The organism is Janibacter sp. RAF52, from assembly GCF_052114035.1.
Taxonomy (GTDB): domain Bacteria; phylum Actinomycetota; class Actinomycetes; order Actinomycetales; family Dermatophilaceae; genus Janibacter; species Janibacter hoylei.
In genome coordinates this window covers 1-15,451 of record NZ_JBFRDY010000003.1, presented here as the reverse complement: position 1 = coordinate 15,451, position 15,451 = coordinate 1, and the positions used below count along the sequence as shown (strand labels likewise).

Here is a 15,451-nt window from a genome sequence, read left to right as displayed (position 1 = left end):
GTGCACTTCGTCATCATGGGCTGCGGCCGCGTCGGTGCCTCGCTCGCACGCTCGCTCGAGCGCATCGGGCACGACGTCGCCGTCGTCGACCAGGACCCGGCCGCCTTCCGCCGCCTCGGCAGCGAGTTCAGCGGCCGTCGCGTCGCCGGTGTCGGCTTCGACCGGGACACGCTGCTGCAGGCCGGCATCGAGGGCGCCTACGCCTTCGCCGCCGTCTCGAGCGGCGACAACTCCAACATCCTCGCGGCGCGGGTCGCCCGCGAGACCTTCGGCGTCGAGCACGTCGTCGCGCGCATCTACGACCCGGACCGCGCGCAGGTCTACCAGCGCCTCGGCATCCCCACCGTCGCCACCGTCCGCTGGACCGCCGACCAGGTGCTGCGCCGCATGCTCCCCCAGGGCCAGGCGTCGGAGATGGCCGACGCCTCCGGGCGCCTGGTCGTCGCCGAGATCCAGGTCTCCCCCGCGTGGGTCGGCCGCCGGCTGTCGACGATCGAGGAGGCGACCGGTGCCCGTGTCGCCTACATCACCCGCCTCGGCGAGGGCACCCTGCCGGGGCCCGACACCGTCCACCAGGAGGGCGACCTCGTGCACCTCGTCATCCGTCGCGAGAGCGTCCACGACGTCGAGCGGATCCTCGACGGCAACCCCCCGCAGGAGGGCTGAGCCATGCGCGTCGTCATCGTCGGGGCCGGGTCCGTCGGCCGGTCCATCGCCCAGGAGCTGCTGCAGAACGAGCACTCCGTCCTGCTCATCGACAAGGACGCCAACGAGTCACGGGTGTCCAAGGTCGAGGCGGCCAGCTGGCTCTCCGGCGACGCCTGCGAGATCTCCACGCTGCAGGAGGCGGAGATCCACACGAGCGACGTCGTCGTGTGCGCCACCGGCGACGACAAGGCCAACCTCGTCGTCTCCCTCCTGGCCAAGACCGAGTTCGGCGTCCCCCGCACGGTCGCCCGGGTCAACAACCCCAAGAACGAGTGGATGTTCGACGAGTCGTGGGGTGTCGACGTCGCCGTGTCGACGCCACGCCTGATGACCGCTCTCGTCGAGGAGGCGGTGAGCGTCGGCGACCTCGTGCGGATCTTCGACTTCCAGCAGGGCAATGCCTCCATGGCCGAGATCACGCTGCCGGCGGACAACCCCAACGTCGGCCGGCGCGTCGGCGACATCACCTTCCCCGTCGACACCCTGCTCGTCGGCATCATCCGCGACGGCCGGCCCATCGGCCCGACGCCGGACGACTCCCTCGAGGCGCACGACGAGCTGCTCCTGCTGACGACTTCGCAGGCCGAGCCCGAGCTCGAGGCGATGATGCGCCCCGGCGGCCGGTCCCGCCGCCGCGCCTGAGGGAGCGAAGGGGGCGTCAGCCCCGCTGGACGTCCACCGGCTGCACGAGGTCGTCGTCCGGGTCGATCGGGGTGTGCCCCTTGAGGAGCATCGCCCCCATGACGGCGACCGCCCCCGCCCACAGCGGCCACCCGAGCACGACCTTGCTGATCGTCAGACCGGCGACGTTGTCGGTGAGGTAGAGCGGGCCCATGATGGCGACGCGGATCGCGTAGACCGCGACGAGGACGAGGGTCAACCGGCTGCACACCTTGACGGCGGCCGCATTGCGCCGCCAGCGGAAGGGGTCACCCGCGGCGACGGCCTGCTGGTCCGCGAGACCGACCATGATCCCGACGGCCGGCCAGCGCAGCACCACCGAGAGCAGGGAGCCGACGAGGTAGGCGCAGGAGGTGAGGATGCCGGGGAGGAAGGCGTCCTCCGCGTCACCGGACCTCAGGGCGAAGAAGGCCGCCAGGCCGGTCGCGAGGACCGAGCCGAGGACGAACTGCAGGGTCTGGCGCTGCACGAGCCGGGCGACGGCGAAGACGACTGTCAGCCCCGCGGCGGCGCCCAGCGACAGGGTGCGGTCGCGGGTGGCCGACCAGACGATGACGAAGAGGAGCATCGGCAGGGCGGCCTCGAGGGAGCCACGCAGGCCACCGAGCGCCTCACCGAGCCGGTGCCGGATGAGCGCCTCGACGGTGGGGTGGACGGGGGCGGAGATGCCCTGGGGCTCAGCCATGCTGCGGCAGCAGCTCGTAGGCCGGGTTGTAGATCGTCGGCGTGCCCGTGGGCCGGCAGATCAGCCCGGTCGCCTTGACGTAGGCACCGGGGTCGATGCCGTGGATGCTGCGCCGACCGAGCCACACGAGCTGGACCGTGCTCGAGCCGTCGTAGACCTCGGCGACGAGGGCGGGCACGGTGGCGCGCGGTCGCAGGGTCACGGCGCGGACCGTGCCGGCGACGGTGACGACCTGCCGGTCGACGTCCTCGGTGATCGGGCGGCAGCCGTGGGCGGTGGCGGCCTCGCGCAGTTCGCCTGCGGCGAGGTCGTCGTCGGAGCGACCAAGGTCGACCAGCCGGCGCAGCAGGCTGGGCATCAGCGCACCTCGGTGATCTCGGGGCCTCGCTCGAAGGGCTTGAGGTCGTCGCCGTCGGGCTCCGCGACGGCCGCCTCCGACTCGTCGCCCGCGGGAGTCGCCCCCTTCGCCGCGGTGGGCATGTGGAGCGGCAGCATCTCCCGTGGGGCGCGCGGCTCGTCGCCACGGACGACGAGGACGGTGCGCAGCACGTCGTCGAAGACCTCGCGGGCCGCCTCGTCGACGGCGGCCGAGCCGGAGTAGACGGCACGGAGGAACCAGCGCGGTCCCTCGACACCGGCGAAGACCGCCGGGGCGAAGACGGTGCGGCCCTGCGGACCGGGCTGGGCCAGCCGGCTGCGCAGCTCGTCGCCGAAGGGGCCGCTGGCGGTCTCGACCGTCCCGCCGTTGGCCGTGATCATCTCGGCGATCTCACCGCGGATGTCCTCCCAGATGCCCGCGGACCGGGGCGCGGCGAAGACCTGGAGCTGCACGGCGCCGTGGTCGTCGGCGATCTGGACGGCGTTGACCTCGTTGGTCTTCTGGTCGACCTCGAGCCGCAGGTCCGTCGACGGGCCGGGCACGAGGCGAAGGGCGCCCATGTCGAGGTGGTCCGTGGTGCTCGTGGCGACGGAGATGTCGCGAGGTCCGGTCGCGGTGGCGGTGTCCGCGCTGTCGGTGCCCTCGGTCGCCTCGGCGTCCGACGTCGCCACGTCCTGCTCGGTGCCCCGCGCCGCGGAGTCGGTCTTCTTCTTGCGCCCGAACATCATGCACGTCCTGTCGTCGACGGGGGGCCGAAGCCACCGCTGGATCCGTGTCCAGTCTCACCCCGATGGCTGGGTGGAAGCGAATCGACGGGCTCGAAGCTCCCTTCGCCGACCTCTTGGAGCACGAGCTGGGCGACCCGGTCCCCCACGTGGACGGTGAAGCTGTCGGTGGGGTCGAGGTTGACGAGGTTGACGAGGATCTCCCCGCGGTAGCCCGAGTCGACCGTCCCCGGCGCGTTGACGACCGAGATGCCGTGCCGCGCGGCGAGGCCGGAGCGCGGGTGGACGAGGCCGACCCAGCCGTGCGGGATGGCCATCGCGACACCCGTCGGCACGAGGTGTCGCTCACCGGGCGCGAGCGTCAGCTCAGCGACCGAGGCGAGGTCGGCGCCGGCGTCACCGTGCTTGGCATACGCGGGCACCACGGCGTGCCGGTGCAGCAGCTGCACCGGGACCGCGATCTGACGTGCGTCAGCCACGGCTCACGCGGCGCACTCGGTGCAGACCGGTCCGTTCTTGCCGTCCGTCGCCAGCTGGCTGCGGTGGTGGACGAGGAAGCAGCTGGTGCAGGTGAACTCGTCGGCCTGGCGCGGGACCACGCGGACGGACATCTCCTCACCGGAGAGGTCCGCACCGGGCAGCTCGAAGCCTTCGGCCATCTCCGTCTCGTCGACGTCGACATTGGCGGAGGTCGCGTCGCCGCGACGGGACTTCAGCTCCTCGATGGAGTCCTCGGACAGGTCGTCGTCCGTCTTGCGAGGGGCGTCGTAGTCGGTCGCCATCTCTCCTGATTTCTGTGATGTGACACGGGCAGTGGGGGTGGTTCGCCGTCGTCAACGCAGCAGGTGCTGAATTTGTGCCCGGCGCGCCGGATTGTGCCCCATCCGCTGGCTGTGCGCCACCTCACCTGCTGCTAGTCGAGACCCTCGGCTCCCACGGTCCCGACGGCGCGGTCGAGGACCTCCCCGAGCGCCGCCCTGAGGCGGGGCGGCCCGGCCAGGGTCATGGTCGCGCGGGGCACCCCGCCGGCGAGGTCGGTGACCTCCGCGCCCGCCTCCGTCGCGACGAGCCATCCGGCGGCCATGTCCCACGGGTTGAGACCCCGCTCGTAGTAGACGTCGAGGCTCCCCTCGGCCACCCGGCACAGGTCGAGCGCCGCGCTGCCGAAGCGTCGGATGTCCCTCACGCGGGGCAGCACGTGGGTGAGCACCTCGGCCTGCCAGGCCCGGCGACCCACGTCGTATCCGAAGCCGGTGCCGCACAGCGCGGTGGCCAGGTCCGTCTCGGCCACGGCCAGGCGCACCGGCGCGTCGTCGCCGACGGCGCGCCACGCACCGCCACCGGACCATGCTGTGTACCGCTCCCCCGTCACCGGGTTGACGACCGCTCCGGCCACGGGCTGCCACGCACCGTCGGTCGTCGGGTCACCGACGACGGCGGCGACGGACACCGAGTACGCGGGCACGTCGTAGAGGTAGTTGACCGTGCCGTCGATCGGGTCGACGACCCAGGTGATGCCGGACGTCCCTGCGCGATCGCCGCGCTCCTCGCCGGCGAAGGCGTCGTCCGGGCGCAGCTCGCCGAGCCGGCGCAGCAGCAGGTCCTGGCTGCGCTGGTCCATGACGGTGACGACGTCGGTCGCCGACGTCTTGGTCTCAGCGACCTCGAGGTCACGCGGGCGCTCCTGCGTGATGAGGTCGCCGGCCTCGAGGGCCACCGTCAGGGCGATGACCGCCAGGGCCGCGGGGTCGGTCGTGGGGGTCGGCACGGTCAGTCCTGCCCGCACAGCGCGGGGCGGGACTCGCGCAGGTTGGGGCAGCAGCCCGCCGGGCACACGGCTGGGTGCGAGTCGAGGTCGCGCCAGGTCGCCCGCACGGGCTCCTCGCCGCGGGCCTGCGCGGCCCGCTCGAGCATGACGTCGACGAGTCCGCCGACGAAGGCGGGGTCTGCACCCGGCGTCGCCACGCGCGTCATCGCCAGGCCCAGCTCCGCGGCCGTCGCCGCCGCCTCGACGTCGAGGTCGTGGACGACCTCCATGTGGTCGGAGACGAAGCCGATCGGCACGACGACGACGTGGCGGACCCCCTCGTCGGCGAGCTCGCGCATCCGGTCGTTGACGTCCGGCTCGAGCCACGGGGTGCGGGGCGAGCCGGACCGGGAGCAGAAGGCCAGCCCCGCTGCCAGGTCGGTGCCGAGCACCGTGTCGACCTCGGCGGTGATCGCGGCGGCGGTCTCGGCCTGGTCGGCCGAGTAGGCCCGCCCGTCGCCGTCGCCGGGTCCCGAGGTCTCGTCCATCGCGTCGGGGATGGAGTGGGTGACGTAGAGCAGAGCCACCGCGTCGGCCCCCACTGCGGCGACCGCCTCACGTGCCGCGGCAAGGGTGTCGCGGGCGAAGGTCGCGGCGAAGCCGGGGTGCTCGCCGAAGGGCCGGACCTTGTCGACGACCAGGCCCTCCCTCCCTTCGACGGCGTCGGCCAGCCCCTCGCGGTACTGCCGGCACGAGGAGTAGCTGCGCCACGCGCTCGTCGGCACGACGAGGACCCGCCGGGCACCGCCGGCGGTGAGCTCGTCGAGGGCCTCGTCGACGAAGGGGGTCGAGTTGCGGTTGCCGAGGACGACCGGCAGCGGGCACTCGCGGGCCGTGAGCTCCGCCGCGAGGTCCGCGACGAGGCGACGGTTGAGCGCCGGCAGCGGGCTGACCCCGCCGACCCGCTCGTAGTGGGCGCCGACCTCGACGAGCCGCTCGTCGGGCACCCCGCGGCCGGCGGTGACGCGACGCAGGAAGGGCAGGACCTCGTCGGGCCCTTCCGGCCCACCGAAGGACTGGACGAGCACCGCGTCGTACGGGCGAAGGGGGTGGTCGGTCATCGTCTCGGACATGGACACAAGGTATCCCCGCGGCGTGTGCGTCCACGGATCGGGCCGGGCAGGTGGCAGAGTCGTCAGGGAGCACGATGGACGAGAGGGATAGTTGATGCGCGACCTGCGACTCATCGGGGTGCACGACGACGGCGAGCACCTGCTGGTGACGGACGACTCCGGTGAGGAGTACCGGCTTCGGATCGACGAGCCCCTGCGCGCCGCCGCCCGCCGGGACCGCCCGCGCCTCGGACAGCTGCAGATCGCCATCGACAACAACGTCCGGCCGCGCGAGGTGCAGGCGATGATCCGCGCCGGCGCGTCCGCCGACGAGGTCGCGGCCCGCACCGGCTGGGACCTCGACAAGATCGCGCGCTTCGAGGGACCGGTGCTCGCCGAGCGCGAGCACGTCGCGACCCGGGCGCAGGCCGTGCGGATGCGCGGCACGAACCAGGCCGGCTCCCCCGAGACCCTCGCCCAGCGCGCCACGATCCGGCTCACCGGCCGCGGTGTCGAGCCGTCGTCGGTCGTCTGGGACGCCTGCCGTGACGGCGAGGGCCAGTGGACGGTGTCGGCGGTCTTCACCGCCGGCGGGCGCGAGCGCACGGCGACGTGGTGGTTCGACCTCGCGGGCATGAGCGTGGTCGCCAAGAACGACGAGGCCAAGTGGCTCTCCGAGGCCGACACCCCGGCCGGTCCTGTGCCGACGACGGTGCACCGCCCCACGGCCGTCTTCGACGTCGAGGTCGAGGAGACCAAGGTCGAGCGGGCCCAGCGGGCCAACACCGACGACCTCATCAACTCCATGCGTGAGCACTCCGGCGCCAAGAGCCGCCGCCGCGGTGGTCGGCGCAAGACCCGCGCCGCCGCCGAGACCGCCCCCGCCGAGGACGCGCTGCCCATCGACGAGCTGCCCCCGCCGGCCGGGGGCACGCACCCGCGCGACGAGGAGTCGCCGGAGCGCGCCGCAGCGGCCGCTCGAGAGGAGTCGACCGCGGATACCACCGCCGAGCAGGCGGCAGCTGCCGACGAGGCGAAGGGCAGTACCCGGCCTGCCGAGGACGACGCCCCGGCGCCCACCGCTGATGCCGACACGGGGGCGGACGAGGCTCCCGAGGACGAGACCACGGTGGACGAGCCCGTGGACGAGGAGACGGCCTCGGAGCCCGACGTGTCCGACGAGGACGACGCGGACCACGCCGACACCGAGCAGGACGAGGCCGACCAGACTTCCGAGGCGGACTCCGGCAGCAAGAGCCGTGGCCGCAAGGGCCGCGCGCGGGTCCCGAGCTGGGACGACGTGATGTTTGGGACCACCCGGGACTGACGGCAGGACGGCTGAGTCGCTTCCCTGCGGGCGGTCTCGCGCACGGACCGGTCTCGTGACCAGCGCGGTCAGTCGTGCGGCGTCACCGGACAGGCGTCGAGGTCGAAGGGCAGCACGTCCGCGGACTGCGCCGCGGCCCGAGCGGCCTGCGAGCTCATCCGCCGCATGTGGTGGCGTCGGCAGAGCACCTCGTACTCGACCTCGGCGACGTGGTCGGGGTCGGCGGTGTCTCCGACGACGACCTGCTCCCCCTCGACGACCATGACGCCGTCGACGACGCGGGCATTGTGCGTCGCACGCCGTCCGCACCAGCACAGCGCCGACACCTGCAGCACCTGGGTGCGGTCGGCGAGCTCGATGAGCCGACGGCTACCCGGGAAGAGCTCGGTGCGGAAGTCGCTCGTGATGCCGAAGGCGAAGACCTCGATGTCGAGCTCGTCGACGATGCGCGCGAGCTGCTCCACCTGCCCGGGCGTGTAGAACTGCGCCTCGTCGCAGATCAGGTAGTCGACCCGGCCACCCGCGGTGAGGTGGGCGACGACCGCCTCCCAGATGTCGAGGTCGGTGGCGACCTCGATCGCCGGGGTCTCCAGGCCGAGACGTGAGGAGAGCACCGCCTCGCCCGAGCGGTCGAGCCGGGTGAAGATCAGCCCCGCACGCCCGCGAGCGCGGTGGTTGTGGTCCATCTGCAGGGCGAGCGTGGACTTGCCGCAGTCCATCGTCCCGGCGAAGAAGCTCAGCTCCGCCACGTCACTGCTCCTGCGGCGAGAGGACGAGCCAGGGCACCGCGACCTCGTCGGCGGTGATCGAGCCGTGCACCCCGAGCAGCGAGCGCAGCTCGGGCCGGTGGCGGCGGGAGTCGACGACGGCGACGGGCCCGGTCATCGCGGCGATGACGTCGCCGATGCGCGGGCGCACGCTCGCACTCACGGTGCCGAACCAGCCGGCCTCGATCGCCTCCTCGGTCGTGACGACGAGGGCGTCCTCCCCCAGTCGCGCGCGCCACGTGTCGACGACGTCGTCGCGGGCGCCGGGCCGCACGTGCAGCTGGACGCAGCGCGGTTCCCCCGAGACGTGACGGACACCGGCATCGAGATCGGCGTCGGTGGCGATGTCGGGTCGGGCCTCGAGCGGCACGTCGACCATGCCGTGGTCGGCGGTGATGTGCAGCGCCGTGTCGCGCGGCAGCGATGAGGCGAGCCGGGCCAGCTCGGCGTCGACGGACTCGAGCTCGGCGACCCACTCGTGGGAATCGCAGCCGTGGACGTGGCCGACCTTGTCGATGTCGCCCCAGTAGAGGTAGACCAGCCCGCGCGGCTGGGCCCGCACGGCGCGCAGCGTCGCGTCGACCCGCTGGGCGAGGCTCGAGGCGGCGACGAAGGAGCCTCCGCGCAGCGCCGCCTCGGTCAGGCCCGACCCGTCGAAGAAGCCCGGCCCGATCCGGGTGACGCCGACGCCGGCCTCCACAGCGCCCTCGAAGACCGTCGGGGCGGGCTGCCAGCGTCGCGGCGCGGGCCCGTCCTCCCACGACAGCTCGTTGAAGACGCTGTCGGTGTCCGGGTCATAGGCCTCGTAGCCGACGAGCCCGTGGGCGCCGGCGAGCGTGCCGGTGCCGAAGGTGCCCATCGAGGTCGCCGTCGTCGACGGGAAGCCGCAGTCGATGGTGCGGGCCGCGTCGGCGTCCTGGAGGAGCTGCCGCAGGAAGGGCGCGTGCCCGCCCCGACGGGCGAGCAGCTGGGCCCCGAGTCCGTCGACGAGGACGACGACGGCCCTGCGGGCGGGACGAAGGGGGCGGTCCCCTCCCTTCGTCAGGCCGGGGACGCCCAGGCTCGTCGCGACGGCCGGCAGCACGCGGTCGAGCCGCGGCGTGGCGGGCAGGAGGGGCGAGTGGTGGTGCGTCATGCGGGCGGGCGGTGCCCGATGCTCGCCGACAGGTCGCGGGCGAACTCGATGGCGCGATCGAGCGCCTCACGGCCTTCGGCCTGCGCGCTGATCCGCAGGGCGATGTCGTCGCTCGTGATGGTGCCGTCGTAGCCGTGGTCGCCGCCCTCGCAGTCCGGGTCGTTGCACTGCGCGGGCAGCAGGTCGACGCGGCTGACCGCGCCCCAGCCGACGGTGAGCGTGACCTCGCTGCCGAGGGACCCGGGCACATAGCTCGAGGGGTCACCGACGACGTGGGTCAGCATGACGCCGCGCACCGAGGGGAGCGGGATGCACTCGGTCGTGGCCGTGGCGATCTCGTGGGCCCCGGAGAAGTGGTCCGGGAAGTCGTCGGCGTGGGCGACGACGAGCCGGGTGCCGGTGCGGGCGAAGACCGTGATGTGCCGCCGCACGGCGTCCTGGTCGAAGGTCGTCTCCTGGTGCACGAGGTGACCGTGCACGTCCTCGGACCCGACGGCGGCCTTGATGACGTCGGCGACGAGGGCCGGGTAGTAGCCCGCGCGCTCGATGTCGGCCATGAGGGCGTCCGGGAGCGAGATCGCCGTGAGATCAGCAGGTGCGGGCATGTGGGCCATTGTGCCCCAGCGTCAGGTGAGGCTCCGCGCGCCGGTGTCGATCCGGCGACGGGTCACCGGCGCGATCATGACGTCGGCGCCGAGCACCGTGGCGCCTTCGGTGTGGGCGACGACGGGGTTGAGCTCGACCGACGACAGCTCGAGGAAGTCGTCGGACATGATCGACAGCCGCCCGAGGATGTCCTCGAGCGCCGCCCGGTCGACCGGCGCCGCGCCGTCGTGCCCCATGAGCAGCGGGGCGAGCTTGAGGTCCTCGACGAGCTCGCGCACGTCGACGTCGGTGAGCGGCGGGATCCGGTAGGCGATGTCGTCGAGCAGGGTCGTCGGCGCGCCCGCGATGCTGAAGGAGACGACCGGCCCGAAGAGGGGGTCCTCCAGCGTCGAGAGCACCGTCGAGACCCCCGGCCGGGCCATCCGCTGCACGACGAAGTAGTTGGCATCCATCGGCGCCAGCCGCCGGTCCAGGGCCTCGAAGGCCGAGCGCACCGCGTGCGCGTCGTGCAGGTCGACGCGGATGCCCTCGAGGAGGGCCTGCCCACGCACCAGCGGGGAGAGTGACTTGACGACGACCGGGTAGCCGACCTCCTCCGCGATGGCGACGGCCTCGTCGACGTCGGCCACCTCGAAGCGGGGCCACACGTCGATGCCGTAGGCGGCGAGCAGCTCACGGGACTCGTCGCTCGTCAGGGCCCGGCCCTCCGGGTCCTCCTCGAGCACCCGGTCGAGCAGCGCCCGCGCAGCCCACCGGTCGATACCATCGCGCACGACGGTCTCGCCCTTGTCCTTGTCGCGCCACTGCCCGTAGTCCGTCGCCAGGGCCAGTGCGCGGATGGCCTCCTCGGGCATCGGGTAGAGCGGCACCGCCTGGCGCGGGGTGTCGTCGGCGACCTCGCCGGTCTCGTGGAGGAAGGCGGCGTCACCCCCTTCGTCGACGCCGCGCAGACCGAGCAGCGTCGCCACGCACGGCTTGTCGGATCGGGAGGCGGCGTGCCGCAGGGCGTCGACGACCTCCTGGTCCAGGGCACCGACGGGCGGGATGAAGCAGACGATGACGGAGTCGACGTCGGGGTCACCGAAGGCGGCGTCGACCGCTCTCTGGAACTCGCGCGCCGAGGCCTCGGTCGGGATGGCGACCGGACCGTGCACGACCTCGAGGCCGCGCTCGGTGGCGTTGTCGGCGCAGAGCGCGGCCAGCTGGCTGGAGTTGCCGACGATGGCCACGCGGCGCCCCGCCGGCAGCGGCTGGTGGACGAGCAGCTGCGCGACGTCAAACATCTGGTGGACGTTTTCGCAGTGGATGACCCCGGCCTGCTGCAGCATCGAGCCGAAGACGTGCGGCTTGACCTTGGGCTTGCGGACCTTGTGCCCGGGGGGCACGCCGTAGGTCGCCGACGCCGGCTTGACGACGATGACCGGCTTGTTGGAGGCGAGGTGACGTGCCACGCGGGAAAACTTGCGCGGGTTGCCCATCGACTCGAGATAGAGCCCCACCGCGTGGGTGCGCTCGTCGTCGACCCAGTACTGCATGAGGTCGTTGCCGGAGACGTCGACCCGGTTGCCCGCGGAGGCGAAGACCGAGATGCCGAGGTTGCGTCGCGCCGCCGAGTCGAGGTTGGCGATCGCGAGCGCGCCACTCTGCGAAAACAGGCCGAGGTGGCCCGGGCGCGGGATGACCGGGGTCAGGGTCGCGTTGAGACTCACCGCGGGGTCGTTGTTGATCAGGCCGAAGGAGTTGGGTCCGAGCACCCGCATGCCGTGGGTCCGGGCGAGCCGGAGCACCTCCTGCTGCCGCGCGGCCCCGGCCTCGTCGACCTCGGCGAAGCCCGAGGAGATGATGAGCAGGGTCTTGACCCCCACCGCGGCGCATTCGAGGACGACCTGGGTCACCCGCTCGGCGGGCACCGCGATGACGGCGAGCTCCACTCCCCCCTCGATCTCCCCGACCGTGCGCACGGCCGTCAGGCCGAGGATCTCCCCCGCGTCCGGGTTGACCGCGTGGATCTGACCGGTGAAGCCGCCGTCGAGGACCTGCTTGAGCACCTGGTGGCCGATGGCCCGCTCACGCCGGCTGGCGCCGATGACCGCCACCGAGGTCGGGTGGAGCATGGCCCGCACGCTCTGCGACTCGGCGCGGTGCTCGCGGGCGAAGCGCACCGACAACGACTCGGCAGTGGGCTCGATGGCGAAGTGGAGGGTGACGACCCCGTCCTCGAGGCGGCGGCTCACCTGGTAGCCGGCCTCGGAGAAGACGGAGAGCATCTTGCGGTTGTGCGGCAGCACCTCCGCCTCGAACTCGGTGATGTCGCCGGCGTGGGCGATGGCCGCGAGGTGCTCGAGCAGCACCGACCCGATGCCCTTGCCGTGGTAGTGGTCGGAGATGTTGAAGGCGACCTCGGCACTGTGCGGGCTCACCCGGTCGTAGCGCCCGATGCCGATGATGTCGTCGCCGATCGTCGCGACCAAGGCCATCCGGTCGTGGTAGTCGACCTCGGTGAAGCGCTTGATGTCGCGGTCGCTCAGGGTGCGCATCGGCGCGAAGAAGCGCAGGTAGATCGACTCGTCGGACTGGCGCGAGTGGAATTGCCGGATGCCGTCGGCATCGGACGGCTTGATCGGCCGCAGTCTGCAGACCGAGCCGTCCCGCAGGACGACGTCGGCCTCCGCCAGCACCGGGTACCCCGGTGGGAGCTCCGTCATGTCCCCAATCCTGCCACGGGCCCCTCGTGCCGCGCCCGCGGCAGGTCACGTGTGTCGGTCCCGGCCCGACAGCGGCGAAGGGGGAAGATGGGTGGGCTCATCAGCACCAGCCCACGAGGAGTCACCGCCCGCATGGCCCGCCGTCCTGCCGCCTCCCCACCCGTCGACGCGCCCGAGCGGATCGTCGACATCGACGTCGCGGACGAGATGCGCAATGCCTTCCTCGAGTACAGCTACTCGGTGATCCACGCCCGGGCCCTGCCCGATGCGCGCGACGGCCTCAAGCCCGTCCACCGCCGCATCCTCTACTCGATGAGCGAGATGGGCCTGCGCCCCGAGCGCGGCCACGTGAAGTCCTCGCGCGTCGTCGGCGAGGTCATGGGCAAGTACCACCCGCACGGAGACTCGGCGATCTACGACGCCCTCGTGCGCCTGGCCCAGCCCTTCTCCATGCGGCTTCCGCTCGTCGACGGCCACGGCAACTTCGGCTCGCTCGACGACGGGCCGGCGGCGAGCCGGTACACCGAGGCACGGATGGCGCCCGCCGCACTGCTCATGGTCACGGGCCTGGACGAGGACACCGTCCCCTTCGTGCCCAACTACGACGACCAGCTCACGCAGCCGGACGTCCTCCCTTCGGCCTACCCCAACCTCCTCGTCAACGGCACGACGGGCATCGCGGTCGGCATGGCCACCAACATGCCGCCGCACAACCTCGTCGAGGTCATCGGCGCCGCCCGCCACCTGCTGACCCACCCGGACGCCAGCCTCGACGACCTGATGAAGTTCGTCCCCGGCCCCGACCTGCCCGGCGGCGGGCGGATCGTCGGGCTCGGCGGGATCCGCGACGCCTACCTCACCGGGCGCGGCAGCTTCCGCACGCGGGCGACCACGCGGATCGACAAGGTCTCGCCGCGCCGGCAGGGCATCATCGTCACCGAGCTGCCCTACCTCGTCGGCCCCGAAAAGGTCATCGAGAAGATCAAGGACGCGGTGCAGTCGAAGAAGCTGCAGGGCATCGCCGACGTCAAGGACCTCACCGACCGCGAGTCCGGCATGCAGCTGGTCATCGAGATCAAGAACGGCTTCAACCCCGAGGCCGTCCTCGACAAGCTGTACAAGCTGACCCCGATGGAGGACTCCTTCTCCATCAACAACGTCGCGCTCGTCGACGGCCGACCGCGGACCATGGGGCTCAAGGAGCTGCTCACGGTCTACGTCGACTTCCGGCGCGACGTCGTGCGGCGGCGCAGCGAGTACCGCCTCGCCAAGCGGCGCGAGCGGCTGCACCTCGTCGAGGGCCTGCTCATCGCGATCCTCGACATCGACGAGGTCATCCAGGTCATCCGCAGCAGCGACGACGCGGCGATCGCCCGCACCCGCCTGCAGGAGGTCTTCGACCTCTCGGAGGTCCAGGCGACCTTCATCCTCGACCTGCAGCTGCGCCGGCTCACGAAGTTTTCCCGGATCGAGCTCGAAAAGGAGCAGAGCGAGCTGCTCGAGCAGATCGCGGCCCTCGAGGAGATCCTCGGCGACGACAAGGTCCTGACCAAGCTCATCTCGAGCGAGCTGGCCGAGGTCGCCAAGAAGCACGGCGACCCCCGGCGCACGGTCCTGCTCGAGTCCGCTGGGCAGCCGGCCGCGGCGTCCACGCCGCTCGAGGTCGCCGACGACCCCTGCTGGGTGCTGCTCTCGAGCACCGGTCTGCTGGCTCGCACGAGTGATGCCGAGCCGCTCTCGCGCGACGGGGGTCGGGCCAAGCACGACGCGATCGTCGCCGCCGTGCGCACGACCGCACGCGGCGAGCTGGCCGTCGTCACCTCCGCGGGGCGCGTGGTGCGTCTGGGCGCACTCGAGCTGCCGACGCTGCCGCCGTCCAACGGCGCGCCCACGCTGTCGGGCGGGGCTCCTCTCGCGGCCTACGTCGACCTCGCCGCCGACGAGGTGCCCCTGACCCTGATGAGCCTGTCCCCCGACTCACCCGGCCTGGCCCTCGGCACGGCTCGGGGCGTCGTCAAGCGGGTGACGACCGACTACCCCAAGGGCAGCTCGTGGGAGGCGATCTCGCTCAAGGACGGCGACCGGGTCGTCGGGGCCGTCGAGCTGACGACCGGCGAGGAGCAGCTCGTCTTCGTCACCGACCAGGCGAGCCTGCTGCACTTCTCTGCCGGTGATGTGCGCCCGCAGGGCCGCAGCGGTGGTGGCATCGCCGGCATCCGTCTCGGCGACGACGCCAAGGTGGTCTTCTTCGGTGCCGTCGACCTCAACCGCGACAACATCGTCGTCACCGTCTCGGGCTCCTCCGACGCGCTGCCGGGCACTGATGCCGGGTCGTGGAAGGTCACCAGCTTCGACGAGTACCCCGGCAAGGGCCGCGCCACCGCCGGCGTGCGCGCGCACCGCTTCCTCAAGGGTGAGGACGGCCTGCTGTTCGCCTGGGTGGGCCGAGCCGGCGCCCGCGCCGCCCAGCCCAACGGGGTCGCGATCACGCTGCCCGAGGCCGATGGCCGCCGTGACGGCTCCGGCTCCCCCGGCCCCGCGGTGATCGGCGGCATCGGCTCGCTCTGACCACCCCACCCGCTCATTTCCCTAGGGAAATCACCACCCTCACCCACATTTCCCTAGGCAAATCACCACCCTCACCCACATTTCCCTAGGGAAATACGCACCCCCGCCCGCATTTGCCGAGGGAGATGCGCATGACGAAGGGGGCGGCACCGGTGATCTTCGGTTCACATGGTCCTCGCAACACCTCGATCTGAGGAGTTGCGAGGACCATGGTCGTTTCGAGGGGAAGACGCTCGCCTGTTGTGGTCACGCCGGCGGTTATCGCGCGGGTCGTGGCGGTGTTCGACGAGTCAGGCTCTGTGGGCG

General features: G+C 72.2%; 15 protein-coding genes. 4 read left to right on the top strand and 11 right to left on the bottom strand.

What is annotated here, in order from left to right; all coding sequences use genetic code 11:
- Both AB4Y78_RS04550 and AB4Y78_RS04545 read left to right on the top strand, forming a co-directional pair.
- A complete protein-coding gene (locus tag AB4Y78_RS04550) occupies nt 1-666 on the top strand; it encodes a potassium channel family protein (protein ID WP_441715049.1) in 666 nt (221 codons plus the stop codon).
- A 3-nt stretch (nt 667-669) separates the two neighbouring features.
- Nucleotides 670-1,350, top strand: a complete 681-nt coding sequence (locus AB4Y78_RS04545) for a potassium channel family protein (protein WP_441715047.1) — start codon at nt 670-672, stop codon at nt 1,348-1,350.
- Between the two features lie 16 nt (nt 1,351-1,366).
- Here the strand turns inward: AB4Y78_RS04545 and AB4Y78_RS04540 are convergent, their stop codons facing one another.
- The 7 genes from AB4Y78_RS04540 to AB4Y78_RS04510 all read right to left on the bottom strand — a co-directional run bounded on the left by AB4Y78_RS04540 (nt 1,367) and on the right by AB4Y78_RS04510 (nt 6,058).
- Nucleotides 1,367-2,074 carry a DUF3159 domain-containing protein gene (locus AB4Y78_RS04540; RefSeq protein WP_441715045.1) on the bottom strand — a complete coding sequence of 236 codons (708 nt, stop codon included), beginning with the start codon at nt 2,072-2,074 and terminating at the stop codon, nt 1,367-1,369.
- Entirely contained in the window at nt 2,067-2,432 is a 366-nt protein-coding gene (locus AB4Y78_RS04535) for an OB-fold nucleic acid binding domain-containing protein (protein ID WP_128277121.1), read from the bottom strand. Before AB4Y78_RS04535 ends, AB4Y78_RS04540 begins: the two co-directional genes overlap by 8 nt.
- Nucleotides 2,432-3,181 carry a DUF3710 domain-containing protein gene (locus tag AB4Y78_RS04530; RefSeq protein WP_441736888.1) on the bottom strand — a complete coding sequence of 250 codons (750 nt, stop codon included), beginning with the start codon at nt 3,179-3,181 and terminating at the stop codon, nt 2,432-2,434. The genes AB4Y78_RS04535 and AB4Y78_RS04530 overlap by 1 nt, the downstream gene beginning before the upstream one ends.
- Nucleotides 3,178-3,657 (bottom strand): dUTP diphosphatase, encoded by a 480-nt coding sequence (gene dut, locus AB4Y78_RS04525; protein WP_441715042.1) that lies wholly within the window; start codon nt 3,655-3,657, stop codon nt 3,178-3,180. Before dut ends, AB4Y78_RS04530 begins: the two co-directional genes overlap by 4 nt.
- A 3-nt stretch (nt 3,658-3,660) precedes the next feature.
- Entirely contained in the window at nt 3,661-3,960 is a 300-nt protein-coding gene (locus AB4Y78_RS04520) for a DUF4193 domain-containing protein (protein ID WP_007925474.1), read from the bottom strand.
- A 131-nt stretch (nt 3,961-4,091) separates the two neighbouring features.
- Nucleotides 4,092-4,946, bottom strand: a complete 855-nt coding sequence (locus AB4Y78_RS04515; RefSeq protein WP_306513185.1) for an inositol monophosphatase family protein — start codon at nt 4,944-4,946, stop codon at nt 4,092-4,094.
- Nucleotides 4,947-4,948: 2 nt separating this feature from the next.
- Nucleotides 4,949-6,058, bottom strand: coding sequence for a ferrochelatase (locus AB4Y78_RS04510; RefSeq protein ID WP_282071231.1), 1,110 nt, complete (start codon nt 6,056-6,058; stop codon nt 4,949-4,951).
- 94 nt (nt 6,059-6,152) lie between these two features.
- Between AB4Y78_RS04510 and sepH the strand changes: the two genes are divergently transcribed.
- Nucleotides 6,153-7,364 carry a septation protein SepH gene (sepH, locus tag AB4Y78_RS04505; protein ID WP_282071229.1) on the top strand — a complete coding sequence of 404 codons (1,212 nt, stop codon included), beginning with the start codon at nt 6,153-6,155 and terminating at the stop codon, nt 7,362-7,364.
- 68 nt (nt 7,365-7,432) lie between these two features.
- Here the strand turns inward: sepH and AB4Y78_RS04500 are convergent, their stop codons facing one another.
- The 4 genes from AB4Y78_RS04500 to AB4Y78_RS04485 are packed head-to-tail and all read right to left on the bottom strand — an operon-like array spanning nt 7,433 to nt 12,577.
- The gene (locus AB4Y78_RS04500; protein WP_306513189.1) at nt 7,433-8,113 is read right to left on the bottom strand and encodes a thymidine kinase; all 681 of its coding nucleotides are present in this window, start codon (nt 8,111-8,113) and stop codon (nt 7,433-7,435) included.
- 1 nt (nt 8,114) lies between these two features.
- The gene (locus AB4Y78_RS04495) at nt 8,115-9,266 is read right to left on the bottom strand and encodes an alkaline phosphatase family protein (protein WP_282071226.1); all 1,152 of its coding nucleotides are present in this window, start codon (nt 9,264-9,266) and stop codon (nt 8,115-8,117) included.
- Nucleotides 9,263-9,880, bottom strand: a complete 618-nt coding sequence (locus AB4Y78_RS04490) for a DUF5998 family protein (protein WP_007925487.1) — start codon at nt 9,878-9,880, stop codon at nt 9,263-9,265. Before AB4Y78_RS04490 ends, AB4Y78_RS04495 begins: the two co-directional genes overlap by 4 nt.
- Before the next feature lie 12 nt (nt 9,881-9,892).
- Nucleotides 9,893-12,577 carry a bifunctional acetate--CoA ligase family protein/GNAT family N-acetyltransferase gene (locus AB4Y78_RS04485; RefSeq protein ID WP_282071222.1) on the bottom strand — a complete coding sequence of 895 codons (2,685 nt, stop codon included), beginning with the start codon at nt 12,575-12,577 and terminating at the stop codon, nt 9,893-9,895.
- 132 nt (nt 12,578-12,709) lie between these two features.
- On the opposite strand from AB4Y78_RS04485, the gene AB4Y78_RS04480 reads away from it, so the two are divergent.
- Entirely contained in the window at nt 12,710-15,145 is a 2,436-nt protein-coding gene (locus tag AB4Y78_RS04480; protein ID WP_441736886.1) for a DNA gyrase/topoisomerase IV subunit A, read from the top strand.
- Nucleotides 15,146-15,451 lie beyond the last annotated feature (306 nt).